This window comes from Cryobacterium sp. PH29-G1, from assembly GCF_030063365.1.
Classification (GTDB): domain Bacteria; phylum Actinomycetota; class Actinomycetes; order Actinomycetales; family Microbacteriaceae; genus Cryobacterium.
Map to the genome: position 1 here is coordinate 180,137 of NZ_JASISY010000005.1, position 25,764 is coordinate 205,900.

At 63.5% G+C, this 25,764-nt stretch carries 22 protein-coding genes; 6 read left to right on the forward strand and 16 right to left on the reverse strand.

From position 1 onward, the window contains the following. The first annotated feature begins 74 nt into the window (after positions 1-74). Positions 75-1,475, forward strand: a complete 1,401-nt coding sequence (gene gabT / locus QMK22_RS08935) for a 4-aminobutyrate--2-oxoglutarate transaminase (protein WP_283497278.1) — start codon at positions 75-77, stop codon at positions 1,473-1,475. A 4-nt stretch (positions 1,476-1,479) separates the two neighbouring features. Further along, positions 1,480-2,472: an asparaginase gene (locus QMK22_RS08940; RefSeq protein WP_283497279.1), complete on the forward strand. Its 993-nt coding sequence runs from the start codon at positions 1,480-1,482 to the stop codon at positions 2,470-2,472. A 74-nt stretch (positions 2,473-2,546) separates the two neighbouring features. Here QMK22_RS08940 and QMK22_RS08945 read toward each other — a convergent pair whose 3' ends face one another. From QMK22_RS08945 to QMK22_RS08960, 4 genes are read right to left on the reverse strand one after another with little or no spacing between them, the layout of a single operon-like run. Beyond that, positions 2,547-3,353, reverse strand: coding sequence for an ABC transporter permease (locus tag QMK22_RS08945; protein ID WP_283497280.1), 807 nt, complete (start codon positions 3,351-3,353; stop codon positions 2,547-2,549). Then, positions 3,350-4,267 carry an ABC transporter permease gene (locus tag QMK22_RS08950; protein ID WP_283497281.1) on the reverse strand — a complete coding sequence of 306 codons (918 nt, stop codon included), beginning with the start codon at positions 4,265-4,267 and terminating at the stop codon, positions 3,350-3,352. The genes QMK22_RS08945 and QMK22_RS08950 overlap by 4 nt, the downstream gene beginning before the upstream one ends. Positions 4,268-4,269: 2 nt before the next feature. Next, on the reverse strand, positions 4,270-5,469 hold the full coding sequence (locus QMK22_RS08955) for an ABC transporter ATP-binding protein (protein WP_283497282.1): 1,200 nt from the start codon (positions 5,467-5,469) through the stop codon (positions 4,270-4,272). Then, positions 5,469-6,683 (reverse strand): ABC transporter substrate-binding protein, encoded by a 1,215-nt coding sequence (locus QMK22_RS08960; protein ID WP_283497283.1) that lies wholly within the window; start codon positions 6,681-6,683, stop codon positions 5,469-5,471. Before QMK22_RS08960 ends, QMK22_RS08955 begins: the two co-directional genes overlap by 1 nt. Positions 6,684-6,916: 233 nt before the next feature. Here QMK22_RS08960 and ald point away from each other — a divergent pair, with 233 nt between their 5' ends. Beyond that, a complete protein-coding gene (gene ald, locus QMK22_RS08965; protein ID WP_283497284.1) occupies positions 6,917-8,032 on the forward strand; it encodes an alanine dehydrogenase in 1,116 nt (371 codons plus the stop codon). On the opposite strand, the gene QMK22_RS08970 is transcribed toward ald, so the two are convergent. The 5 genes from QMK22_RS08970 to QMK22_RS08990 all read right to left on the reverse strand — a co-directional run bounded on the left by QMK22_RS08970 (position 8,029) and on the right by QMK22_RS08990 (position 14,626). Beyond that, positions 8,029-11,127: an FtsK/SpoIIIE domain-containing protein gene (locus tag QMK22_RS08970; protein ID WP_283497285.1), complete on the reverse strand. Its 3,099-nt coding sequence runs from the start codon at positions 11,125-11,127 to the stop codon at positions 8,029-8,031. The genes ald and QMK22_RS08970 overlap by 4 nt on opposite strands. A gap of 110 nt (positions 11,128-11,237) precedes the next feature. Next, positions 11,238-11,825, reverse strand: coding sequence for an FHA domain-containing protein (locus QMK22_RS08975; RefSeq protein WP_283497286.1), 588 nt, complete (start codon positions 11,823-11,825; stop codon positions 11,238-11,240). Positions 11,826-11,837: 12 nt separating this feature from the next. Beyond that, positions 11,838-12,182: a zinc ribbon domain-containing protein YjdM gene (locus QMK22_RS08980; RefSeq protein WP_283497287.1), complete on the reverse strand. Its 345-nt coding sequence runs from the start codon at positions 12,180-12,182 to the stop codon at positions 11,838-11,840. A gap of 52 nt (positions 12,183-12,234) precedes the next feature. After that, the gene (locus tag QMK22_RS08985) at positions 12,235-13,038 is read right to left on the reverse strand and encodes a PP2C family protein-serine/threonine phosphatase (protein ID WP_502857380.1); all 804 of its coding nucleotides are present in this window, start codon (positions 13,036-13,038) and stop codon (positions 12,235-12,237) included. A gap of 151 nt (positions 13,039-13,189) precedes the next feature. Next, positions 13,190-14,626 carry a gamma-aminobutyraldehyde dehydrogenase gene (locus tag QMK22_RS08990; protein ID WP_283497288.1) on the reverse strand — a complete coding sequence of 479 codons (1,437 nt, stop codon included), beginning with the start codon at positions 14,624-14,626 and terminating at the stop codon, positions 13,190-13,192. A gap of 123 nt (positions 14,627-14,749) precedes the next feature. Here QMK22_RS08990 and QMK22_RS08995 point away from each other — a divergent pair, with 123 nt between their 5' ends. Next, positions 14,750-15,232 carry an Lrp/AsnC family transcriptional regulator gene (locus QMK22_RS08995; RefSeq protein WP_283497289.1) on the forward strand — a complete coding sequence of 161 codons (483 nt, stop codon included), beginning with the start codon at positions 14,750-14,752 and terminating at the stop codon, positions 15,230-15,232. A gap of 3 nt (positions 15,233-15,235) precedes the next feature. Beyond that, on the forward strand, positions 15,236-16,666 hold the full coding sequence (locus tag QMK22_RS09000; RefSeq protein WP_283497290.1) for an aspartate aminotransferase family protein: 1,431 nt from the start codon (positions 15,236-15,238) through the stop codon (positions 16,664-16,666). A gap of 2 nt (positions 16,667-16,668) precedes the next feature. Here the strand turns inward: QMK22_RS09000 and QMK22_RS09005 are convergent, their stop codons facing one another. The 4 genes from QMK22_RS09005 to QMK22_RS09020 all read right to left on the reverse strand — a co-directional run bounded on the left by QMK22_RS09005 (position 16,669) and on the right by QMK22_RS09020 (position 22,930). Continuing rightward, positions 16,669-18,027, reverse strand: a complete 1,359-nt coding sequence (locus QMK22_RS09005; RefSeq protein WP_283497291.1) for a DUF4192 domain-containing protein — start codon at positions 18,025-18,027, stop codon at positions 16,669-16,671. A 90-nt stretch (positions 18,028-18,117) separates the two neighbouring features. Beyond that, positions 18,118-20,082 (reverse strand): ABC transporter ATP-binding protein, encoded by a 1,965-nt coding sequence (locus tag QMK22_RS09010; protein WP_283497292.1) that lies wholly within the window; start codon positions 20,080-20,082, stop codon positions 18,118-18,120. Next, positions 20,079-21,812 carry an ABC transporter ATP-binding protein gene (locus QMK22_RS09015; RefSeq protein WP_283497293.1) on the reverse strand — a complete coding sequence of 578 codons (1,734 nt, stop codon included), beginning with the start codon at positions 21,810-21,812 and terminating at the stop codon, positions 20,079-20,081. Before QMK22_RS09015 ends, QMK22_RS09010 begins: the two co-directional genes overlap by 4 nt. Positions 21,813-21,967: 155 nt before the next feature. Continuing rightward, positions 21,968-22,930 carry an aldo/keto reductase gene (locus tag QMK22_RS09020; protein ID WP_283497294.1) on the reverse strand — a complete coding sequence of 321 codons (963 nt, stop codon included), beginning with the start codon at positions 22,928-22,930 and terminating at the stop codon, positions 21,968-21,970. Positions 22,931-23,067: 137 nt separating this feature from the next. Between QMK22_RS09020 and QMK22_RS09025 the strand changes: the two genes are divergently transcribed. Then, entirely contained in the window at positions 23,068-23,580 is a 513-nt protein-coding gene (locus QMK22_RS09025; protein ID WP_283497295.1) for a methylated-DNA--[protein]-cysteine S-methyltransferase, read from the forward strand. A 27-nt stretch (positions 23,581-23,607) separates the two neighbouring features. On the opposite strand, the gene QMK22_RS09030 is transcribed toward QMK22_RS09025, so the two are convergent. From QMK22_RS09030 to QMK22_RS09040, 3 genes are all read right to left on the reverse strand, one after another. Continuing rightward, on the reverse strand, positions 23,608-24,591 hold the full coding sequence (locus QMK22_RS09030; RefSeq protein ID WP_283497392.1) for a malate dehydrogenase: 984 nt from the start codon (positions 24,589-24,591) through the stop codon (positions 23,608-23,610). Positions 24,592-24,653: 62 nt separating this feature from the next. Then, positions 24,654-25,481 carry a YaaA family protein gene (locus QMK22_RS09035; protein WP_283497296.1) on the reverse strand — a complete coding sequence of 276 codons (828 nt, stop codon included), beginning with the start codon at positions 25,479-25,481 and terminating at the stop codon, positions 24,654-24,656. A gap of 12 nt (positions 25,482-25,493) precedes the next feature. Continuing rightward, entirely contained in the window at positions 25,494-25,763 is a 270-nt protein-coding gene (locus QMK22_RS09040; RefSeq protein WP_283497297.1) for a F0F1 ATP synthase subunit epsilon, read from the reverse strand. Position 25,764: the final 1 nt, after the last annotated feature.

A 25,764-nucleotide genomic window follows, 5' to 3' on the forward strand; every position in this document is an offset into this window, starting at 1 on the left:
CGACCACCGTCCTAGGGCAATTCTGACAGCACAGCCAGCGTCGCGGGGAAGTAGATCGGTAAAGTGGATGCATCATGACTGACACCCTCACAAACTCTGCCACCGTCGCCGCCACTCACTACTCAGTGGCACAAGAACGAAAGATCGTCACCGCGATCCCCGGTCCGATCTCCGCCGCGTTGCAGGAGCGACGCCGCGCCGTCGTCTCCGACGGCGTCAGTTCGATGCTCCCCGTCTACATTGCCAAGGCCAACGGCGCAATCCTCGTCGACGTTGACGGCAACCAGTTCATCGACCTCGGTGCCGGAATCGGCGTGACCACCATCGGTCACACCGAAACCAGCGTCGTCGCCGCCGCTGTCGAACAGTCCCAGGACTTCGTCCACACGCTGTTCACCGTTACCCCGTACGAGGAATACGTGCGCGTTGCCGAATTGCTCGCCGAGCACACCCCGGGCGATTTCCCGAAAAAGAGCGTACTGATCAACTCCGGTGCCGAAGCCGTCGAGAATGGCGTGAAGATCGCCCGCAAGTACACCGGCCGTCGCGCCGTCGCCGTGCTCGACCACGCCTACCACGGTCGCACCGTGCTCACCATGGCCATGAACTACAAGGCCATGCCGTATGCCACCGGCTACGGCCCCCTCGCCAGTGACGTGTACCACGCACCGAGCTCCTACCCGTATCACGACGGCCTGACCGGTGCCGCGGCAGCCGCCCGCACCATCTCCTACCTCGACAAGGTTGTCGGCGCGAGCGACTTGGCCTGCCTGGTCGTCGAACCCATCCAGGGCGAGGGCGGTTTCATGGTGCCAGCGGATGGCTACCTGCCGGCCCTGCAGGAATGGTGCACCGCGAACGGTGTGGTCATGATCGCTGATGAGATCCAGAGCGGCATGGCGCGTTCGGGCAAGTACTACGCGAGCGAGCATTTTGGTTGGATCCCCGACCTCGTGCTCACCGCCAAGGGCATCGCCGGCGGATTCCCCCTCGCCGCGGTGACCGGCCGCGCCGAAATTATGGATGCATCCCAGCCCGGCGGGCTCGGCGGTACCTTCGGCGGCAACCCCGTCTCCTGCGCGGCAGCGATCGCCGTGTTCGACGCGATTGAAGCCAACAACCTGCTCGGCGAGGCGGTCCGCATCGAGAAGACCCTCACCGCAGGCCTGACGGTGCTGAAGAACAAGTACGACATCATCGGTGAGATTCGCGGCCACGGTGCCATGATCGCCATCGAACTCGTGCAGCCGGGCACCGGCGACACCACCAAGGCGCCCAACGCCGCCGCGGTGAGCGCCATCTCCACCTACGCCGGCCAGCACGGCGTTCTTCTGCTGACCGCCGGCACCTACGGCAACGTGCTGCGCTTCCTGCCGAGTCTCGCGCTGTCCGATGCTCTCATCGCCGACGCCCTCTCGGTGATCGACGAGGCCATCGCCGCGCACGCTGCCGCGCTCACTGCGCCGTCACACTGACGCCGTGACTGAAACTTTCACGGTCGAGGACTCGGTAGAACTCGCGGTCGTCGAACGCAGCGGCTTCGTCGAGTCCCGGCACGCCGGTTCGGCGATTGTGCTCGGCACCAGCGGCGAGGTGTTGCGCACTCTGGGCGACGTGACCAGCCCGATCTTTCCGCGTTCGGCCATGAAACCGTTTCAGGCCGTCGCGGTTATGGCGAGCGGTGTCGCTCTGCGGGGAGCGGATGCTGCCATCGCCACCGCGAGTCACACTGCAACACCCGCCCATATCAACCTGGTGCGCGGACTCCTCACTCGTGCCGGAATACCCGAATCGGCACTCGCCTGCCCGGCGGCCTGGCCGATCGATTCCGCCGCCCGGGATACCCTCGTGCGCCTCGGTTCCGGCAAGGCCCCCGTGTACATGGAATGCTCCGGAAAGCATGCGGCGATGCTCGTGGCCTGCCAGCAGAACGGCTGGGCCCTGGAAGGCTATTTGGAGCCGGCGCATCCGTTACAGAAACGCGTTCTCGACGTGCTCGAACGCTTCACCGGTGAACGTCCACTGGCTTCGGGCGTCGACGGCTGTGGCGCACCGGTGCACGCGATCTCACTCACCGGGCTGGCACGCGGCATCGCGCGCATCGCCACGAGTAAGTCGAACTCACCGTTTGCGATTTACCGCGAGGCCGGATTCCTGGCCGAAGCAGTACGCGCCAACGGCTGGGTCGTCGCCGGTCCCGGCCACTCCGACAGCATCGTGATCGACCGGCTCGGCCTGTTCATGAAGGGCGGCGCCGAGGGCATCATGGTCGCCGCCGCCGAAAACGGTACAACGGTAGCGCTGAAGATTCTCGACGGAAACCTGCGCGCCGCCGCGGCCGTCGCGCTGAGCCTGCTGGCCGACGCGGAAGCAATTCAGCGAACGGATGTCGCTGAGGTGCTTCCCGAACTCGGCCTCACCATAACCGGTGGCGGCCTCCCCGTTGGGGAGATCCGCGCCAGCTACGTCTAGATCATCGGGCCTGAATCAGCGGGTTCGGATCAGCTTGTCCTTACCGGCTGATCCGAACCCGTCTCGACTGGCTGTCAGCTCACCTTGGCCTGCCGCCGAGCCTTGGCAGCCCCCGATACCTGGACCGTCACGACCACGACCAGCGCGAGAATGAACACTGCAGAGGCGAGTACGTTGGCCTCGGCGGGGATACCGCGAGCCGCCGAGATGTAGATGTACTTCGGAAAGGTCGTGACCGGACCGGAGTTGAAGTTCGTGATGATGAAGTCGTCAAACGACAGCGCGAACGACAAGAGCGCGGCCGCCAGAATGCCCGGTAGCAGCAGCGGAAAAGTGATGCGCGCGAATACCTGCCAGGCGGAGCCGTACAGGTCCCGACCGGCCTCTTCCAGGGCCGGGTCGAGGCTCGCGACGCGCGCCTTGACCGTCACCACGACAAAGCTGATGCAGAACATGGTGTGCGCGAGAATGATCGTCAGCATGTCCTTCGGCACACCGAGCGACAAGAACTGTGCTGCCAGGCCGGCACCGAGTACGACCTCGGGCGTGGCCATCGGAAGGAACAGGAGCAGGCTGGTCTGCGACCGAAACTTGAACCGATAGCGCACGATGGCGATCGCGATCATGGTGCCCAGGGTCGTCGCCGCGACGGTAGCGATCGCCCCGATGATCAGGCTGTTGCCGAAGGCCTGACAGACGGCGCCGTTTTGCACGTTGCACACGTTGAGCCATTTGTCGAAGGTGAACCCGCGCCAGAGGATATTCGATTTGAGAGAGTCGTTGAAGGAGTAGACGAAGGTGTAACCGATGGGAATCATCAGAAACAGCAGTGCGAGAGCGCTGTACACGGGCAGCAGCCACTTGCCGAGGGAAAGTTTCACAGCAGTTCCTCCGTTCCGGATCGTTTGACGTAGACGCTGACGATCACGAGGATGACCGTCATCAGAATGATGGAGAGGGCAGCGGCCGAGGGGTAGTTCTGCAGCACGAGAAAGTTCGCCTCGATCACGTTACCCATCATTTGCGTACCGGTACCGCCGAGAAAGTCCCGGCTGGCGTTGATATAGTCACCGGCCGCTGGAATAAAGGTGAGCAGCGTTCCCGCCACGATGCCGGGCATCGAGAGGGGAATCGTCACCTTGCGAAACACCTGGAACGGGCTCGCGTAGAGGTCGTTGCCGGCTTCGAGGTAACGCACGTCGAGCCGTTCGAGGGTCGTGTACAGCGGCAGGGTCATGAACGGAATGAAGTTGTAGGTCAGGCCGAAGATCACTGAGAATGCGGTGCCGGTCACATGGGCTTCCGGTCCGAGCAGCGACAGGGCCTTCAGCGATTGCACGACGAAGGACTCGTCGGAGAACAGCTGCTTCCAGGCGAGGGTGCGCAGCAGAAAGCTGATGAAGAACGGCGCGATCACGGACACGAGCATGAGACTCTGCAACAGCGGCCATTTGCGGGCCTTCACGCCGATGAAATACGCCAGCGGATAGCTGATCAGCAACGCGAAAAACGTCGCGGCCAGAGCATAGCTGAACGAACGCACAATGTGCGGCCAATAGGTCGTGACCACCTCAACGTAGTTCTGCCAGCGAAAGGCGTAGTCGTACTGCCCGATATCGCCGAACTCCCGCGGCGCCTGAAACGACGTCAGCAGCAGCGATACCAATGGGGTCAGAAAGAACAGCACCAGATACAGGATGCCCGGCAACAGCAGAAACAGCGCGACCGGGCTGCGCCGCCGAGCGACCGGATCGGTCGACGGGGCCGCCGTCGATGAAAATGCGGCAAAGGCCATCGCTACGCCTCCTTCAGCTCCGCGCGCAGCGACGAGCGTCGCTGCTGGGCGATGGTCTTGGTATCGAGGTCGGCCTCGAACCGCGGCGCATCGGCCGGATCGTCATCGAGGCCGAAGCCGTGGTCGATATTCCAGCTGAGCCAGACCTCGGCGCCGACGTGCGCGGCCGGGCCGAAAGCCGTGTTCTGGGCGAACACAACCAGAGTGTCGACGCCGGGCACCGACACGAGGTACTGCGTGCTGACCCCACTGAACGAGACGTCGATGACCTTGCCGGGGCCCATGACGTTGCGGTCGGCGTCGTGACTGGGTGATTCCGCGTGCAGGGTGAGCTTCTCGGGGCGGACGCCGATGGTGACCTCACCGCTGGTGCGATGCGCCCGCGAGACGGGTACAACAATCTTCTGCCCGGAAACATCCACCGCGATGGCGGTACTGGTGGTGGAGACGACCGGGCCGGTGAACAGGTTGGACTGGCCAAGAAAGTTCGCGACGAAGGCGGTCTTGGGCAGTTCGTAGAGCTGCTGCGGTTCGCCCATTTGTTCGATGCGGCCCTTGTTCATAACCGCGATGGTGTCGGCCATGGTCATGGCCTCTTCCTGGTCGTGGGTCACGTGCAAAAAGGTGAGTCCGACCTCTTCCTGGATGGTTTTCAACTCCAGCTGCATCTGACGTCGCAGCTTGAGGTCGAGGGCACCGAGCGGCTCATCCAACAGCAGCAGCGCGGGCCGGTTGACGATGGCGCGGGCCAGAGCCACCCGCTGCTGCTGTCCGCCGGAGAGTTGCTGCGGCTTGCGGTGCGCGAGGTGATCCAGCTCGACCAGGAGCAAAGCCTCGTGCGCTTTGGCCACGGGATCGCCGATCTTGCGACGGCGCAGACCGAAGGCAACGTTCTCCAGCACGGTCATGTGCGGAAAGAGCGCGTAGCTCTGGAATACGGTGTTGACCGGGCGCTGGAAGGACTTCTGATTGGTCACATCCTCTCCCCCAATGAGAATGCGGCCGTTGGTGGGGTCTTCCAAGCCGGCGACGAGCCGGAGCGTTGTTGTTTTACCGCAGCCCGAGGGGCCGAGCAGCGCGAAAAATGATCCGGCCGGAATGGTGAGATTGAGATTTTCAATCGCGGTGAAACCGGGAAACCGTTTCTCGATGCCGACGAGCTCGAGGTCGGCGCCACGATCGGCGAACGCGCCAACAGCCATCAGGCTGCACCCAGCAGAATCGCCTGGAACTGGGCGTTGAAGGTCTGTTCCTCGGTACCGTCGAGACCGCGGAAGACGTAGGCGTTGGCCAGGGTCGCGTCGTCGGGAAAAATCAGCGGATCCGCAGCCAGGGCCGGGTCGATGGCCATCATGGCTTCCTTGGCGCCGACGACCGGGGTGATGTAGTTGACGTACGCGGCGACCTCGGCGGCGACGGCCGGTTCGTAATAGTAGTTGATGAGCGTTTCGACGTTCGTCTTGCCGGGCGAGCCGATTGGTACCACAAAGTTGTCATTCCAGAGCGTGCCGCCCTTCTCGGGAACGACGAACGCCCACTTGTCGCCACTTTCGGCGTTGAGCTGCACGATGTCACCGGACCAGACGATTGCCGCCAAGGTGTCTTCATTGGCCAAGTCCTCCTTGTAGGAGTTGCCCTTGATGTTGCGGATCTGGCCGTCGGAGACCTGTTTTTTGAACTCGTCGATGGCGGCGGTGAATTCTTCCTCGCCCCACTTGCCGGAAATATCGACGCCCTGATCGAGCATGATGAGCCCCATGGTGTCGCGCATTTCGGAGAGCACCCCGACGCGCCCCTTCAGCTCCGGCGCCCAGAGGTCCTGAACCGAGGTGAGTCCCTGCGGATACTTCTCCTTGTTCCACGCCAGACCAGCGAAACCGCCCTGCCATGGCACGCTCATGGCGCGCCCCGGGTCAAAATCGACGTCTTGCAGCGACGGGATCAAATTGGAGAGGTTGGGGATGTTGTCGTGGTTGAGTTCTTGGGTGTAGCCGAACCGGATCATACGACTGACCATCCAGTCGGTCAGGCAGGCCACATCAGCTCCGATGTCCTGGCCGAGGGCAAGTTGGTCTTTCACCTTGCCGTAGTAAGAATTGTTGTCGTCCACGGCCTCCCGGTATTTGACCGACAGGCCGGTCTGGGCTTTGAAAGCGTCGAGGGTCGGATAGTTGCCGGCGTCATCGACGTCGATGTACAGCGCCCAGTTATCCCAGCGAATGGTTTTGTCGGTAGCCGAGGTATCGGCCGCTGCGGTGGGCTTGGGGGCCGGTCCGCTGGAACAGGCGGCGAGCGCCAGCGCGGTAGCACCGGCTCCAGCGCCGGCCAGCAGAGTGCGGCGTCCCATCTGCGCGTTCTGGGCCTGGCGAATGAGCTGGCGGATCATGGGGTCGGCGGGCAGCGGCTTGGACTTCATTATGGTTCTCCTAGCATTCGGGGCACACACACGGTCAGAACTCGCTGCGTTGCGAGTTGGTCGATAATTGCACATATCCCCGGTAGAAACACCTAAAAGAGACCAAAACATTGATCTTGCAACCGATTTGTCACGAAATCAGCACAAGCTGGCAACATTGACCCTCGAATTCGTCGGTTCACCTCGACTAGGGTAAGCGCACAAGCGGCACCGAATTTCAACAGAGGAGCGAAATGAGAATCGCTATTCCCACCGAGATCAAGAACAACGAATTTCGGGTCGCGATCACTCCGGCGGGGGTGCACGACCTCGTGCTGAACGGACACGAGGTCGTGGTTCAGACCGGTGCCGGCATTGGTTCCTCGATCAGTGATGAACAGTATGTCGCCGCCGGTGCGACGATCCTGCCGGACGCCGCAAGTGTCTGGGCGAGCGCCGAGCTGCTGCTGAAGGTCAAGGAACCCGTAGCCAGCGAGTATGACTATTTTCGCGCCGACCTCGTGCTGTTCACCTATCTGCATCTCGCTGCCGAACCCGAGCTGACCCGAGCCCTGCTCGCGAGCCGGGTCACGGCGATCGCCTACGAAACCGTTCAGTTGCCCTCGCGGGCCCTGCCGCTGTTGGCGCCAATGAGTGAGGTCGCTGGCCGCCTGGCCCCGATTGTCGGGGCCAACGCCATGCTCAAGCCGAACGGCGGTCCCGGCCTGTTGGTGCCCGGGGTTCCCGGCACCCATCCAGCCAAAATCGTCGTGCTCGGCGGTGGCGTTGCCGGAACTGCCGCGATGCAGGTGTCGCTCGGTCTCGGTGCCGAGGTGACAGTGCTCGACACCAACCTGTTTCGACTGCGAGAGATTGATGCCTTGCACTTCGGACGAGTCAAAACCATCGCTTCCAACAGCTTCGAGATCGATAAAGCGGTGATGGAGGCCGACATGGTTATCGGCTCGGTGCTTATTCCGGGTGCCAAGGCGCCCAAGCTGGTCAGCAACGGCCTCGTGGCGCGCATGAAATCTGGCAGCGTACTCGTGGATATCGCCGTCGACCAGGGGGGTTGTTTTGCCGATAGCCACCCGACCACGCACGCCGACCCCACGTTCACCGTGCACCGGTCATTGTTCTATTGCGTGGCCAACATGCCCGGTGCCGTACCGCACACGTCGACCTATGCGCTGACGAATGCCACCCTGCCCTATGTGCGGGCCCTTGCAACTCTCGGTTGGGCCGACGCGCTGCGCGCGGACGCCGCACTGGCGCTGGGGCTCAATACCTTCGACGGGCGGCTGACCAGCCTTCCGGTGGCCCTGGCCCACGGCCTGAGTCACCGGCCTGTGGCCGAGGTTCTGCTCTAACGACCCCGGCCCGAGTCAGGTTGCGTGGCCGGTTGCGGTGCCGGTTGCGGTACCGTGGCCGGGGCAGGGAAGGGGAGCGAGGACGGTTCTGGCAATACCGCGCGGGTGACCTCACCGTCGGGGTGCAACACCCAGACCCGTCCCCCCGAGGGAGCCAGTGGCGGCGGCAGCTCCCGGCGGTGGCTGAGCAGCCGAAAGTCCGACAGGCTGCACCGGTCAAAGACCAGGGTGGCAGGCTGGCCGTTCGCACCGGGGCCGCGCAACCGGGCCAGCAACGACCAGTGCGACTGCCAGGTTTCGGAATCACCGACGACCAGAAGCCGAGCGGCCGGATCCAGCGCGTTCTCCTCATCGGTGACCACCAGGTTCGCGGTCGATGCCGCCGGCGTTCCCGCCAGCTCAATCACCGTGTTGGGCGGTCCACCAGGTAGAACACCGCGCAGTCGTTGCGCGGTGCGCGCCGGAGACGACGACACGATCAGGAGATGGCCGCGGGCGGGCAGATACGGGACCGGCGGAGCTGCTGCCCGCGGCAGCGCAGCCGCGGGCGCCAGCAGCTGCACGCGCAGGGCATGCCAGACTCCCCCGCCCGGCGGCAACGCCGGGTAGTAGCTGGCCGATTGGCCGCCCGCCGCGAGGTGGTCCTGCACATTCGGCAATTTCAGCAGCAGGGTGCTCTGACATAGGGCTGCCAGCCCTGGCACCATACTGGTGTGACGTTGCACGGCGACGACGACGTGCACACCGGCCGCCGGTCCGTCTCGGAGCAGCCCCGTGAGCAGATCGACTGCGGCCAGCCGATGGTCCGGCTGCCAGCGGGCGCATAGGGAGTCAAAGTCGTCGAACAGCAGCACGCGGGGTGCTGCCGACGTCTGCTGTCCGGTATCGATCCGCTCGGTGATGCTCGCGAGGGCGTCCCAGGCCACTTCGACGTCGGCCGTAACCAATTCGGCAGCCAGGTGATCTGCGCTCATCCCGGCGAGCGTGTGCAGCAGCGTGGTTTTTCCGGAACCGGCTCCGCCGATGACGAGGAGATGCCCGTCCGTTTCGGGCGCGTAGGTGAACACGCGATACCGCTGGTGTTCGGGTTCATCAAGCAGCCCAAGGGCAAAACCGGGCACCGGGGCTTCTCCCCACTCGGACTCTTGCGGGTGCGCCTCTTGCAGGTGCGCCTCTTGCAGATTCACCCTCTGCAGGTCGACTGCGGTGACCCGAGCCGGGAGCACGTCCAACCACGGGCGTCGCACACCCTCGAGGACGGCGCACCCCTCCGGCATCGCAGCAGCAGCCGCAGCCGCAGCGATGGTCGCAATATCATGGTCCCCGGTCGTCGCAACCTGGCACAGCACCGGTTCACCCGTTTCAATGGCGACCACACACCGACCGGGCAGGTTCGGTGCCAACGCGGCCGCAGCATCCGTACCGATCACCGCTTGGCTGTCGGCGCGGTTGTTCACCCGCAGCGACAGGCGCAGGCTGCAGTTCGCCAACAGCGCGTCACGCACGATCCCGGCCGGCCGTTGCGTGCACAGGACCAGGTGCACGCCGAGGGAGCGGCCGCGGGCGGCGATGTCCACAAACAAAGCGTGCAACTCGGGGAACACGCCGAGCATGGTCGCGAACTCATCGACGACGATGACCAGCCGGGGCAGCGGATGCTCCAGTCTCTCGTCGGTCACGTCCCGCGCGCCGACCGCGCTCAGCATCCGCTCGCGATAGCGAAGCTCGGCTCCCAAACTGGCCAAAGCACGCGTGGCGGTGTGTGCGTCGAGGTCGGTGATGAGGCCAACGCAGTGCGGCAGCACACCGAGCGGGTGAAAGGCGGCTCCGCCTTTGAAATCGACGAGCAGAAAATTCACCTGGCGGGGCGAGTAGGCGGCGGCCAGCGCGGCGACCCAAGTGGTGAGGAGCTCGCTCTTGCCGCTGCCGGTCGTTCCGCCCACCACGGCGTGCGGTCCGGACCTGACCAGATCGATGTGCATCGGGCCGTTTCGACCAACGCCGATCAGGCAGTCGAGGCTCGGCGGGGCGGCATCCCGTCTGCCGGCCGCGCTGCCCGGAGCCAGTCCCGCTGGGTGTTCGAGCAGGTCTGTCATGGCGACCGTGGCGGGGAGTACCCCGCCCGTTGCCACGAGACCGGCGGCTCGCGCTTGCTCGGCGAGCGTCACCGCGAAGGCAGCAGCCTCGGCTCGGGCGAGCAATTCCGGGCAAAAGTCCAGTGGCGGCACACGATTCGGCGAACGGATCACCTGCGCCCGTGCCGGCCCACCCACGCGCACGACCGTTCCACACCCGGGCGGTAAATCGTCCAGCCTCGTCGCCAACACCACCAGCAGCCGTCCCCGAGCCGGTTCGACACTCCCTGGTTGCCAGGCCGCCGATTGACAAAGCACGAGGGTGAGCGGGCGCGGTGTGGCAGCCGCGTGTGGGAGCTGAGCCACCCACGCCCAGTCGGTCGAACTGGCGTCGATTTCAGTGGACACGCCCAGCTCGGCCGGGGGCAGGGCAAAGCAGAGTTGCACGAGCACGGCGCGGGCGAGGCCGGCCGTCAGTGGCCCTGGTCCGACGATGCCCAGCCCGTGCGTCAAGTCGACGACGATCGGGGCTTCGGTCACGGTCGCCGCCCAATCACGAAGTTCCCGGTGCTCGTTCGGGGCGTTCGCGCCGCCGAGTCGGATGCCGCTCGGAGCCGGACCCGAACCCAATGCGATGAGGGTGGCGTCCGTTTGCCGCCAGCGCGCGGCCGCCGCTTCGCCGTGCACAATATTACGAGCCGATGGCGTGTGCTGCCACGCCTGGTCGCGCCACCGGGCCTGACGTTCGGCGATCAATGTCCGGAGCAGGGCTACGGCCTCGGTCTGCGATGCCGCTTCCGTGCGGCGGCGCTTGCGGCCCGAGCGTTTCGAATCGAACATGCTCGCGAGCGCGATGATGGGGCTCAGAACGGCGAAGATCACGGCGAAGGCGGAGCCGGTGATCATCCAGATGATTCCCGCAGCGACCAGGGGTGCCACCGTGGCGAGCAGGGGAAAGCCAGTGGGCGGTATCGCAGCCGGTGCTGGCGGCAGGGAGAGGCTTTCATCAACGGTGGACACCCGTCCAGCAGACCAGACTGTCAATCGGGACCGGGCCTCGAACGGTCTATCCGTGCACAATTGGCATCGGGGTTGCCGGTGGAGGAGGAACCCCGACTCGAGCGACTACCTCAGTCGATACTGAAGGAGTGGTCGGCGATTTCGACCCGCGTGCCTCGTGGCAGAACGTACCGTCGCCCGGGTTCGAGCGATTCCGCTGTTTCTCCGGGGCGGCGAATGACGGTGCCGTTGCCCGAGACCCGATCGCTGACCCAGAACTCGCCGTCGTGCTGGCCGAACTCCAGGTGAGTTTTCGAGACGGATCGGTCGGCGTCGGTAACCCGGATCAGGTCGTCGAAGATCTCGTCTGGTTGGGGCAGGGGTTTGCGGCCGATCAGGCCGGACCCGTCGACGGATACGCGTTGGCCCGTGCTGAAACGCAGGACGAAAGTTGAACAGCTGGGGAGCGCCGGCGCAGCAACGGGCGTGGGCGCAGGCGGAGCAGCGGGGGTCGGCACAGCGGCGGGGCTCGGCCCAGAAGTGGGAACCGGTACGGAAACGACCGCGTTCGAGCGCGGAAGGCGCGCAATGATCGTCGTGTCGTTCGGGCGCCGGTCTGGACGTTTGCGCGACTCCACGGTGGCGGTGCGGGAACTTCCGCATTCGCCGCAGAACATAGCCCCGACCGGCAGCCAGGCGCCGCAAATCTGACAGGTCACAATGAACTCAACCTAGACCTTCTTGACCACGCTGGATTTGAGCTGCATGAACCCGAAACCATCCACCTTGCAGTCGATGTCGTGGCCGTCAACGGGATCGACGACGCGGATGTTGCGCACCTTGGTCCCCACCTTGATGGACAACGACTGGCCCTTGACCTTGAGGTCCTTGATGATCGACACGGTGTCTCCGTCGGCCAAAACGGTGCCAAAGGCGTCTGTGACAACGACTTCCTGTTCCTCTTCAACGGGTTCGTCCGACCACTCGTGAGCACACAGCGGGCAGACCAACAGCGCGCCCATCTCGTACGTCAGGTCGCTGGAGCATTCAGGGCACGGGGGCAGGGTGTCATTCACTCGGTCCATATTACGCGACCGCTCGGTGCCGCCGACCGAGACGAGTGGATGATCAGGCTTCGGGCACCTCGTAGGGTTCGACCGCGAGCACGTCGACCACGATCGCGGTGACGTTGTCGCGGCCACCGTTTTCCAGGGCCGCCTCGACCATCGCCGTAACGGCATCCGCTGCGAGCTTCTGCTCGAGGAGAAAATGACGGATTCCGTAGGAGGTGAGCTCCTTGGTCAGACCATCCGAACAGACCAGAATGCGCATGCCGGATTGAATGGGCAGAATGCGGTAGTCGGGGATCGGTGGCTCGTGAAAGCCGACGGCGCGAGTGATGATGTTGCCGTGCGGGTGTACGTCGGCCTCTTCGCGGGTGATCCGCCCGGCGTCGACCAGCTCCTGCACGACCGAGTGATCGTTGGTGACCTGCTCGAGAACACCGCCGGTGAGTTGGTACACCCGCGAGTCGCCAATGTTGTACACAATCCAGCTGACAGCGTCCGAGACCAGGGCCAGCGCGACCCCGGTCACCGTGGTGCCGGTGCCTTGGTCGGTTACTCCCACACCCCGCTTCATGTCTTCAACGGCCAGGGCGAGTGCACGGTCGATCGCCCCGGCCTCGGCCACGAGCGTTCCAGAGAGCTCAGCGAGCCGGGTCACGACGGCAGCACTGGCCACATCGCCCGCCGAATGCCCGCCCATGCCGTCGGCCACGGCGAACAGGGGCGGGGCGGCAAGCAGGCTGTCTTCGTTGACCTCGCGACGATGACCCACATCGGTCATGGCTGCCCAGGCCAGCGTAAGCGTCGTTGAAACGCTGGGTAGTTCGACACGGAATTCGGTCGAACCTTGACCAATCTGGGTCACGGGTGGTGCCTTCCGAGTGTGGGGCACAAAATCGTCCCCGCCGGTCCAACGTTCGCCGAAGGACTTGCACCATAATAACGTCACCGCTCGTGGCCACCGTACCGGCCCGGTCAATCGACCGCCCATGCTCGGGCCGGCGCTGCCTGTTTACCTACCTACCGATGTACGACATTACGTGCTTCATCCGGGTGTAGTCCTCAAATCCATACATCGACAGATCTTTGCCGTAGCCGGAGTGCTTGAACCCACCGTGCGGCATCTCCGCCACGATCGGGATGTGCGTGTTGATCCAGACGCAACCGAAGTCCAGATGCTTGGCGAAGCGCATCGCGCGACCGTGGTCGCGGGTCCAGACCGACGACGCCAGACCGTACTGCACGTCGTTGGCGAAGCGGAGCGCCTCGGCCTCGTCAGTGAAGCGTTGCACCGTCATCATCGGGCCGAAGATCTCCTGCTGCACGGCCTCGTCGGTCTGCATCAACCCGCTGACAATGGTCGCTTCGTGAAAATAACCGGTCGTGCCCACGCGATGTCCGCCCAGTTCGAGAACGGCATGGTCGGGCAGTCGATCCACAAAACCCGACACCTGCGCGAGCTGGTTGACGTTGTTGACCGGACCGAACAGGATCCCTTCCGCGCTGGGCGCTCCGGTGCGGGCGTTATTCCGGGCATAGTCGGCGAGTGCGGCGACGAATTCGTCGTGAATTCCCGACTGCACGAGCAGTCGGGTAGCGGCCGTGCAGTCCTGACCGGCGTTGAAGAAGCCAGCGGCTACGATCCCGGCCACGGCGAGCTCGATGTCGGCATCGTCGAACACGATCACCGGAGCCTTGCCCCCGAGTTCGAGGTGCACGCGCTTGAGGTCGTGGGAGGCAGCCTCAGCAACGGCCATTCCAGCCCGCACCGAACCGGTGATCGACACGAGCTGCGGCGTCTTGTGATCAATCATGGCGGCACCGGTCGTGCGGTCACCGGTGATCACGTTGAGCACGCCGTCCGGCAGAAACTCAGCGGCGATTTCGGCGAGCAGCAGGGTGGCGGTCGGAGTGGTGTCCGAGGGCTTCAGCACCGTGGTGTTACCGGCAGCGAGAGCGGGCGCAAATTTCCAGACCGCCATGTTCAACGGGTAATTCCACGGTGTGACCTGGCCGACCACTCCGATCGGCTCGCGGCGAACGAACGAGGTGTGGTCAGTCATATATTCGCCGGCCGCGCGGCCTTCCAGGTTGCGTGCGGCGCCGGCAAAGAAACGGATCTGATCGACTGAGAGCAGAATCTCATCATCGACGAGAGTGGAGCGGGGCTTTCCGGTATCGAGGGACTCGGCATCCGCGAATTCCTCGGCACGCGCTTCCATCGCATCCGCGATGCGAAAGAGCGCGAGCTGCCGTACGGCTGGCGTCGTTTCACCCCAGATTTCAAAAGCGGATGCCGCTGCCCGATAGGCAACGTCCACATCGTTCGCGTTTGAGATGGGACTGCTGCCATAGACCGTTTCGGTCGCCGGATCGATGAGATCGAATCGATCCTCCGAGGTCGACGGGGTGTAGCGGCCATTGATGAAGTTGCGAAGTTCGGGTGCGCTCATGCGGCCCAGTGTACCTAAATCGGTTTCAGATGCACCCAGATTCACGAATGAAATGCTCAGTGATTTGCATAAATCGCGACGGATTCGCTTGCCGAAGCGCATTTGGACTGACAGAATCGATGCATGAATGGACAAAGGCGCAGTCACCCCGCCAAGCCAGCCCAGCTCGATGATGTCTCGAAAAAAATCATCGAGCAGCTTCAGGCCGACGGACGTCGCTCCTACGCGGAGATCGGCAAAGCCGTCGGTCTCAGCGAGGCGGCTGTGCGCCAACGCGTGCAGAAACTCACCGAGTCCGGCGTCATGCAGGTCGTTGCCGTCACCGACCCGATGCAGCTGGGCTTCTTTCGCCAGGCGATGATCGGCATTCGAGCTTCGTCTGACACCCGCGTGTTGGCCGAGCAACTGGCGGCTATCGATGCCGTCGACTATTTGGTGCTCACGGCCGGCTCCTTTGACATTCTCGCCGAGGTCGTCTGCGAAGACGACGACGAACTACTCGAATTGCTCAACGCTAAGATCCGCAATCTCGATGGAGTCCTCTCCACCGAGACGTTCGTTTATCTCAAACTCCACAAACAGTTCTATAACTGGGGAACACGGTAAAAAATGACACTCACCACACCCACCGATTCACCGACTGCCTTCAGCGACGCGCACAATGCCGAGCTCCAGCAGAAGGCCAAGGATCATCTCTGGATGCATTTCTCCCGTCAGTCGGTGATGGAATCCGGCGCCGGAGTACCCATCATCGTCAAGGGCCAGGGACACCACATCTGGGATTCCCAGGGTAAGAAGTACATCGACGGCCTGAGCGGGCTGTTCACGGTCAACGCCGGTCACGGCCGCAAGCGCCTCGCCGAGGTCGCCGCGAAGCAGGCTGAGGAACTGGCTTTCTTCCCGATCTGGTCGTACGCCCACCCGAACGCGATCGAACTCGCCGACCGTCTGGCTTCGTACGCTCCCGGCGATCTGAACCGGGTGTTCTATTCCACCGGCGGCGGCGAAGCTGTCGAAACCGCCTTCAAGCTCGCCAAGTATTACTGGAAGCTGATGGGGCGTCCGACCAAGCACAAGGTCATCTCGCGCAACGTCGCGTACCACGGCACCCCGCAGGGCGCGCTGGCCATCACCGGTATCCCGGCGATGAAAGAAATGTTCGAGCCGGTCACCCCCGGTGGTTTTCGCGTTCCCAACACGAACTTCTACCGGGCCGACGAGATGAGCCCGGGCATGGGGCTCGGCGACAACCTCGAGGTGTTCGGCCAGTGGGCCGCCAACCGCATCGAAGAGATGATCCAGTTTGAGGGGCCGGAGACCGTCGCTGCTGTGTTCCTGGAGCCGGTGCAGAACTCCGGCGGCTGCTTCCCGCCGCCCCCCGGATACTTCAAGCGCGTCCGCGAAATCTGCGACAAGTACGACGTGCTCCTGGTCGCGGACGAGGTCATCACGGCCTTCGGTCGCATCGGCAACATGTTCGCGTCGACGACGTACGACATCCAGCCCGACATGATCACCTGTGCCAAGGGCATGACGAGCGGATACTCACCGATCGGTGCGACCATCGTGAGCGACCGCATCTACGAGCCGTTCAAGCACGGCGACACGACCTTCTACCACGGTTACACCTTCGGCGGCCACCCGGTCTCCTCCGCCGTGGCACTGGCCAACCTCGACATCTTCGAGGAGGAAAAGCTCAACGAGAACGTGCGCGAGAATTCGCCGCTGTTCCGCAAGGAGCTGGAGAAACTGCTCGACCTGCCGATCGTCGGTGACGTGCGCGGTGCCGGGTACTTCTTCGGCATCGAGCTGGTCAAGGACAAGGGCACCAAGGAGACGTTCAACGACGAGGAGTCGGAGCGTCTGCTGCGCGGTTACCTGTCAAAGGCTCTCTATGAGGCCGGACTGTACTGCCGCGCCGATGACCGTGGCGACCCGGTCATCCAGCTCGCTCCCCCGCTGACCGTCGGCCCGAAGGAATTCGCCGAGATTGGCGAGATTCTGCACGGCGTGCTGTCGGAAGCACCGAAGTACCTGTAGGTTCACCGGTCGGCTGCGCGCTCGTCGAAGTCCTGATCCAAGTCTTGATCTAAGTCTTGATCAGCCTCATCCTCGAGTGCGTAGCCGACGCTCTGGTAGTAGTCCTCGTCATCATCGCCGTCGTCATCATCGCCGTCGTCATCATCGCCGTCGTCATCATCGCCGTGGCGATCACCAACGTAACGATCGTCGTCCCGCGGTACCGCGAAGGCCCACTCGGGTAAGTGCCCCGACTTGAGCAACAGATCCAACAGCGCAGCCATGCTGTACCGCGAGTCGATGGCCAGCGCCTGGTCCACGAAGAAACCGGCCACCGAGCCGCTGCCGAGCGCCCAGGACAACCACGCCAGCATGCAGAGCGGCGCAGGGCGAGCCGAACGCGGCGCCAGAGCTACGACGGTGCGCAGCAGGGTGATCGCAATGCGGATCCGGTCGACGTCGGGTCTCTCGCTCTGGAGACCGAGCATAATATCGCCGGTGTGCTGCGCGGTGGGGTCACCACTGTTGATTTCTTCGGTCACCAGATCATCGAGACTCCGACCGGTTGCGTTCTGCAGCCGAGCGTAGCGCCGGTTGAGTTCGTGGGCGCGCACGCCCTCTTCGCGCCCGAAGGCGAACTGCACCATAATCTGGTCACGGTTCGGCGGCGACTGCACGAGCACGAGAAGGGCCGCGGCGTCTTCCTCGGTGGGTGGATTCGACCAGGTCAGCGCCGCTTCGGCGATCGCCACCGGATCGAGTGCAAATTCGAGGTTGGAAAACAACACCGGAGCGTTCTCGGCCCGCACCGTCAGGCGGTGATATCGACGGTAGACCCGGGCCAGGCGTTCCTTGCTCGCCAGGTCAACGCCGATGGGCTCCGCTCCGTTCTGCAGCGTGCCGAGGGGGTGCCGCGCACCGGTCGGTACCGCCTCGTTCACCGGAGAGGCCGCAATGTCGCTGAGCGAACGGCCGCCGGCCGGGCACTGCGGGTCGAGATAGCTGCCCCAGGCATCCGCTGACACGCAGAGCGAATCACGCAGCAGAAAGCCGCTCAGTTCGAGTCGCCGATTAAGGATGTCCGCGAATTGTGCACACGGCATCCCGCGAGCTTGGCCGAAAGTATCGTCGGTGTAGATGACGGGAACGACGGCGTCCACGCCGGGAATCTTGCACAGCATTCCGGTGAGCGTGGTCGCAATGCGCTTATAGGTTTTGGACGGTGCGCCCTGCTCCGGCAGATTGAACCGCAGCGCACCACAGGTGCGGTTGCCGCGAAAGGCGACGAGAACGGCGCTGGTCTCGGGAATAAAACCGAGCAGTTGGGGAACGAGTGCCAGAAAGTCCTGTGCCTTCTGGGCTTTGACAATGGTGGGATGCATGCCGCCACTGTGCCCGTGGCGCCGACGGCCCACGCTGCCCGGCGTGAATCTGGGGACGATTGGGGCTGGCGAACGCCTGTGGAGGTGCCGCTATACCTCGTCGGCGACCGGCGCCGCGAACTGCGCCGCGTACAACGCCTGGTACGCACCGTTTGCAGCCAGCAGCTGCACGTGGTTGCCCTGCTCCACGATACGACCCGACTCCATCACGAGAATCAGGTCGGCATCCCGAATCGTCGACAGCCGGTGAGCGATGACAAAGCTCGTGCGTTCGGCGCGTAAGGCGCTCATCGCCTTCTGCACGAGCACCTCCGTGCGGGTGTCGACCGAGCTGGTCGCCTCGTCGAGGATGAGTACGCTCGGCTTCGCCAGGAACGCCCGGGCAATCGTGAGCAACTGCATCTCACCGGCGCTCACGTTGCTGCCCTGGTCGTCGAGCACGGTGTCGTAGCCCTCGGGCAGGGAATGCACGAAACGGTCGACATAGGTGGCCTTGGCAGCAGCGAGGATCTCCGCCTCCGTCGCATCCGGTCGCCCGTACGCGATGTTGTCGCGGATCGTGCCGCCGAACAGCCAGGTGTCCTGCAACACCATACCCATGCGGCGGCGCAGGTCGTGCCGGGTCATGGCCGCCACGTCGACGCCGTCGAGCAGGATACGCCCGGAGTCTATGTCGTAGAACCGCATCATGAGGTTGACCAGGGTCGTCTTGCCTGCCCCGGTCGGCCCGACAATGGCGATGGTCTGCCCCGGCTCGGCGACGAGACTCAGATCCTCGATCAGTGGCTTGTCTTCGCTGTAGCGGAACGACACGTTTTCGAAGACCAGGCGGCCGTGCACCTCGGTCGGTGTCTCGGCCGGCTGGGGGTCTTCGCTTTGTTCATCGGCATCGAGCAGGTCAAACACGCGTTCAGCGGATGCGACACCGGACTGCAGCAGGTTAGCCATCGACCCGAGCTGCGCGAGCGGCTGGGTGAATTGACGGGAGTATTGGATGAACGCCTGCACGTCACCGAGTTGCATGGCGCCGGAGGCTACTTGCAAACCACCGACCACCGCGATGGCGACGTAGACGAGGTTGCCGATGAACGTCATCGCGGGCATGATCATGCCGCTGACGAACTGCGCGCCGAAACTGGCTTCGTACAATTCGTCGTTCTTGAGCTTGAACCGGGCATCGACCTCCTTCTGTCGGCCGAATACCTTGACCAGAGCGTGACCGGTGAAGGTCTCCTCGATCTGCCCGTTCAAATCGCCGGTGTTCGCCCACTGAGCCACGAACAGCTTCTGGGAACGTTTGGCGATCACCGCGGTGATCACCAGGGTGAGCGGCACCGTGACCAGCGCGATCAGGGCCAGCAGCGGCGAGAGGATGAGCATCATCACGATCACCCCGATAACCGTGAGCAGGCTGGTCACCACCTGACTCAGCGATTGCTGCAGGCTTTGCGAGATGTTATCGACATCGTTGGTCACGCGGCTGAGCAGCTCACCACGCGGTTTCTTGTCGAAGTAGCTCAACGGGAGACGATTGATTTTCGCCTCGATCTCCTCACGCAGCCGGTAGATCGTGCGCTGCACGACGCCGTTGAGCACGTACGCCTGCATCCAGCTGAACACGCTGGAGAGTACGTAGAGTGCGAGCGCCCAAAACAGCACGGTGGAGAGCATGGCAAAGTCAATGCCGAGGCCCGGCGTGAGCGTCATTCCGCTGAGCATGTCGGCCTGGGTGGTTTCGCCCGCCGCTCGCAGCCCGGCAATAACTTCTTCCTGGCTGCTGCCATTCGGCAGCGATTTGGACACGATACCGGAGAAGATGAGGTTGGTGCCCTCACCGAGCAGGCGCGGGCCGAGCACGGAAAACGTCACGCTGATCACGGCAAGGGCGAACACCAGCACCAGCCAGAGTCGTTCCGGGCGCAGTTTACCGAGCAGTCGTTTACCCGAGGCGGAGAAGTTGAGGGATTTCTCGGCCGGCAGGCTCATCCCGCCGAAGGGACCTCCGCCACGCTGTGGCCGGGGCGCCGGCTTGTCGTCGGCGTGGGTCTCGCTCATGCTGCTTCCTCCGCGGTGAGCTGGGACGACACGATCTCCTGGTAAGTGGTGTTGGACTCGAGCAGGTGACTGTGGGTTCCCCGACCGACGATGCGGCCGTCTTCGATGACCAGAATCTGGTCGGCGTCGATGATGCTCGACACTCGCTGGGCAACGATCACCAGGGTGGCGCCGTCGGTGCTCTGTTTGAGGGCGAGGCGCAGCCGGGCATCCGTGGCGAGGTCAAGCGCCGAGAACGAGTCGTCGAAAATGTACAGTTCGGGCCGTTTCACGAGGGCACGGGCGATCGCGAGACGTTGACGCTGACCGCCCGACACGTTGGTGCCGCCCTGAGAGATCGGTGCGTCAAGGCCGCCGTCCATTTCCGTGACGAACTCTCGAGCCTGGGCAATGGTGAGTGCCCGCCAGAGTTCATCATCCGTCGCATCCGGTTTGCCGTAGAGCAGGTTGCTACGCACGGTTCCGGAGAACAGGTACGGTTTTTGCGGAATGAGACCGATCCGGCCCCACAGCAGGTCAGGGTTGAGGTCGCGCACGTTGACGCCGTCCACGAGCACGGAACCGCTCGTGGCATCGAACAGACGCGGCAGCAGATTCACCAGGGTGCTTTTGCCACTGCCGGTGCTGCCGATGATCGCCGTTGTTTCACCGTGACGGGCGATGAAACTCACGTTCCGCAGCACCGGCTGCTCGGCGCCGGGGTAGGCAAAGCCCACATCGAGCAGTTCGAGTTCGCCGTGACCGATCGTGTCATTCACCGGGTTCTTCGGCAGCACAACGCTCGACTCGGTGGCGAGTACCTCGCCGATGCGATCGGCCGAGACGGCGGCGCGCGGAATCATGACGGCCATGAACGTGGCCATCATCACGGCCATCAGAATCTGCATGAGATAGCTCAGAAAGGCGATGAGGGTACCAACCTGCATTGAGCCGTCTTCGATGCGGAACGCGCCGAACCAGATCACGGCGACGCTGGACACGTTGAGCACGAGCATGACGATGGGGAACATCAGCGCCATCAGACGGCCGGAGCCGAGAGCAACGTCGGTTACGTCCTGGTTGGCCTTGGCGAACCGCGCGATCTCCACGTCTTCGCGTACGAATGCCCGCACGACACGGATGCCGGTGAGTTGTTCCCGCAGCACCCGGTTGACCGTGTCGATGCGCGTCTGCATCTTGCGAAAGAGTGGCACCATCTTCACCACGATAAAACCGACCGCGATCAGCAGAATCGGCACGCTCACCGCGATCAGCCAAGACAGCTGCACATCCTGTCGGATTGCCATGATCACTCCGCCGATGCTGAGGATCGGCGCTGACACCAACAGAGTGCAGGTGGTCAGCACCAGCATCTGTACCTGCTGCACGTCATTGGTGGATCGAGTGATGAGGGACGGCGCCCCGAAGCGGGTGACCTCTTGTTCGGAGAATTCGCCGACCCGGCTGAAGACGGCACCGCGCAGGTCGCGACCGACCTTCATCGCGACTTTGGCGCCGAAGTACACGGCCACAATCGCGCAAATGATCTGGGCGAGGGTGATCAGCAACATGATGCCACCGACTCGCAGAATGTAGCCCGTATCGCCCGTGGCCACTCCCTTATCGATGATGTCGGCGTTGAGGGTGGGCAGAAAAAGCGAGGCGATCGATTGGGCCAGCTGAAAGACAACCACTCCCAGGAGTAACGGCCAGTAGGGACGAAGGTAACGCACGAGCAAGGACCACAGCACGAAGATCTCCTAGTAGCAGTGGATGTCCTGCCCGGCCGGATGGGTCAGCACAGTTACCACTGATGCAATAGTGCACTCTTTCCGGGGCCTCGTCGACCGAAAGGTCAGGTCTGTGCCCGTTGCGCCCCTGCAGGCGTGAACTTCACATCGAGTTCTCAGGCGAAGAGGTTCGATATGTAGTCGACGTCTTCCGTGGTCGGCTGCCAGGACGAAGCCGCCGTCGCGTTCTGACTGATCTGTTCCGGTTTGGTGGCACCGGCGATGACGCTGGTCAGGCCCGGCTGAGCCAGGAGCCAGGCGAAAGTCGCCGCGAGCATTGTCACGTCGCGCTCATCACACCAGGCCTGGTACTGCTCGATCACGTCCCACGGAGCATCGTCGACGAGGTGTCGCCGAATCATCATGATCCGACTGTCGGCCGGGCCCCCCGCGCGGGAGAACTTTCCGGTGAACAAACCGTTGTAGAGCGGGAAGAACGGTAGAAAGCCCAGGCCGAAGGCGTTCACGGCCGGCAGCACCTCGTCTTCGACGTCGCGCACCAGCAGGCTGTATTCGTTCTGACTGGAGATAAACCGGGGATGTCCGTTCATTCGGGCGGTGAAATCGGCTTCGGCGATCTGCCACCCGGCCAGGTTGGAGTGACCGATGTAGCGAATTTTTCCCTCGGTGATGAGGTCATCAAGCGTCGCGAGGGTCTCCTCGATCGGTGTCGCCGGGTCGGGAACGTGCAGCTGATACAGGTCAATCCAATCGGTTTGCAGCCGTCTGAGCGAAGCTTCGACAGCCAGACGGATGTACCGGCGCGAGCCGCGTGCGTTCCAATCCGGCCCGTTCAACCCGCCCATGTCCATCCCAAACTTGGTGGCGAGCACGATCTGATCGCGTTTGCCGCGCAGGGAGTGCCCCATCAGCGTTTCGCTGAGTCCGCGCTCCGCGCCGTAAATATCGGCGGTGTCGAACAGTGTCACGCCCGCGTCGATGGCCGCGTCGATAACGGCCGTCGTGCCATCCTGACTTTCCGTCACGGTTCCGGTCCGGCCGAAATTATTGCACCCGAGTCCGATCGTTGAGACGGTCAGTCCAGAGGAGCCAAGTCTGCGATATTCGATCTGAGCCATGCTTACACAATAGAGGGACGGCATCCTTTTCGGTTGCGCCGAACACCATCTCCTGCACAGATTCGGGTGTACCCGTGCTACCCACCGATGTCCGAAACCCGCGAGGTCGAACCGGAGCCGGCGGCTACAGTCGAATCATGGACAGCATCCCGTCACCACAACAGAACTACGCGCTTCTTCGCCTGGCCAGTCCCATTGGGCGCCTTGAGCTTACGGCCGATGATCAGGGCATTGTTTCGCTCGCCATTGAAACTGGCGGGCATCTTCCGTTGGAGACCACCCCGGAGTCTCCCTCCCCCGTGCTGCTGCGGGCAGCAGAACAGCTCGATGAATATTTCGCCGGAACCCGACATTTCTTCGATCTGCCCGTGCATCTGATTCGCGGCACCGAATTTCAACGCAGCGTCTGGGCACGACTGGCGACCATCCACTACGGTGACGTTATTTCCTATGGAGCCCTCGGCAACGACATCGGCCGCGCCGGTTCCGGCCGCGCCATCGGCGGGGCGGTCGGCGCCAACCCGATACCGATCATCATCGGGTGTCACCGGGTCCTAGCGACGAGCGGTCAGATCACCGGCTACAGCGCCGGACAAGGAATCCCGACCAAGGCGTGGCTGCTCGATCATGAAGGCATCGTCCACCGCTAGTTTCGTGGATAGCCGCACCCAGCCGCGTCAGCGTCGACCGAGCGGCAGCAGGCCAAGCGCACGCACGGCGTCACGTTCCTCCACCAGCTCGGCAACGGAGGCCCGGATTCGGTCGCGTGAGAAGTCATTGATTTGCAGCCCGCTCACGATGCGCCACTGCCCGTCAACGGAGCGCACCGGGAACGAACACACCAATCCCGGCGGAACGTCGTACGAACCATCGGAGACCACCCCGGCGCTCGTCCAGTCAACACCGCGCCCGGTCACCCAGTCGGCCACGTGGTCGATGGCCGCGTTGGCTGCCGACGCGACCGAGGAGCCACCGCGCACCGCAATGATCTCCGCGCCGCGCTTGGCCACGCGCGGAATAAAAGTCTCTGCCAGCCAGCGCTCATCGACGAGGTCGCGAACCGCGCGTCCGCCCGCCGTGGCCTGAAAGATGTCCGGATATTGACTGGCCGAATGGTTTCCCCAAATGGTCAGCCCGTGAATGGCGTCAACGGCCACCTGAAGGTGGTTGGCCAGCTGTCCGATGGCCCGGTTGTGGTCGAGTCGAGTCATGGCGGTGAAGCGGTCCTGGGGCACGTCGGGAGCGTGCGCTGAGGCAATAAGGGCGTTCGTGTTGGCCGGGTTGCCCACGACGAGCACACGTACATCATCGGCGGCGCCGGCATTGATGGCTGCACCCTGCGGTCCGAAGATGCGGCCATTGGCTTCGAGCAGGTCGGCTCGTTCCATTCCCGGCCCGCGCGGGCGAGAACCCACCAGGAGAGCAATGTTGACGCCGTCGAATGCGACACTGGGATCGTCAGTGACGCTTACCCCGCGCAGCAGCGGAAAAGCACAGTCTTCAAGTTCGAGCGCGGTTCCCTCGGCGGCTTTCAGCCCCTGCGGTATTTCCAGCAGGGTGAGGTGAATGGGCGTCGTCGGTCCCAGCAGCCCACCGGCAGCAATACGAAACAGGAGTGCGTACCCGATCTGCCCGCCCGCCCCGGTGACGGTCACCCGCACCGGTTGCCGGTGGACGGGAACGTTGATGGGTTCCGCTGAGGCCAGGGCGCTGGCGAATGTATTCACGCGATTAGCTTAACCCCGGAATAGATCGACGACGATGCTGCCTGGCCCGACGAGGCAAGGTGTTGTTCGACGACGAGCTGAAGTTCACCGGCCGCGCCATGCTCCAGGCGGATTCCGGCCGACCGGGCCCACTCGATCAACTCTGCCGAGGTCGTGAAATCATGCGCGACCTCCAGCAATGCGCGCGTGAATTCACCCTTGGACTTCTTGTTGAAGTGATTCAGGGCACGCTTCTGAGATTCCCCGGCGTCGGCGACCACCCGCAGGTACAGCGAATCTGTTCGCACCGGTCGGGGGCCAAGAGCCACATAACTCTCAGACCGCAAATCGAGCAGCAGCCCGTCGGTCTGACCGAGAACCCGCTGAACGTCGGTGCTCCAGTGTTTCTTAAGAGAGTGCTCGGCCGTGGTCAGTTTCGGCAGTCGGGAATCGGACGAGAGTCGGTACGCCGGAATCGGGTCGAGTGCCGCGATCGGGCCGAACAGTGCGGAGTGCACGGCGAGGTGCGCGTGTGCGAACTCACGCTGGGCTGCCGACAGGGTGGCAGCATCCAAACCGTCGAAGAGTACCCCGGTATACCGGTCGATGACCGGGAGCGTCGGGGACGAGAGCAATTCATGGTTACGGTCGATCTCGAACAACTGCGTGCGACCCAATTTGAGGGCGACCCGCGCGGCATCCGGATGACGTGCCAGCGCGATCAGTGAGCGCGCGACGACGCGACGCTTCACGTCCAGCTCGGGGAAGGCCAACCGATCCCAGTCCAGGGGTACAGCTTCGCCGCCGGAGCGTTTCGTCTCCGACGGCGGAAGCAGTATCAGCATGGGTGCTGCGGGCTAGGAATTGACGAGTTCAGCCTTGCGTGCAACAACGGTGACCATGTCGTTGTCGACCGACAGAAAACCATCTTCCGCGCGTGCGATAATCTTCGATCCGTCAGCCAGGGTGAGACGAACGTCGCCCACGGCGAGGATCGCCAACATCGGCTCGTGACCGGCAAGAATACCGATCTCGCCCTCGACGGTTTTGGCTACAACCATCGTCGCCTCGCCGGTCCAGACCTGGTGGTCGGCCGACACAACGCTGACAGACAGCGACTTTGCCATG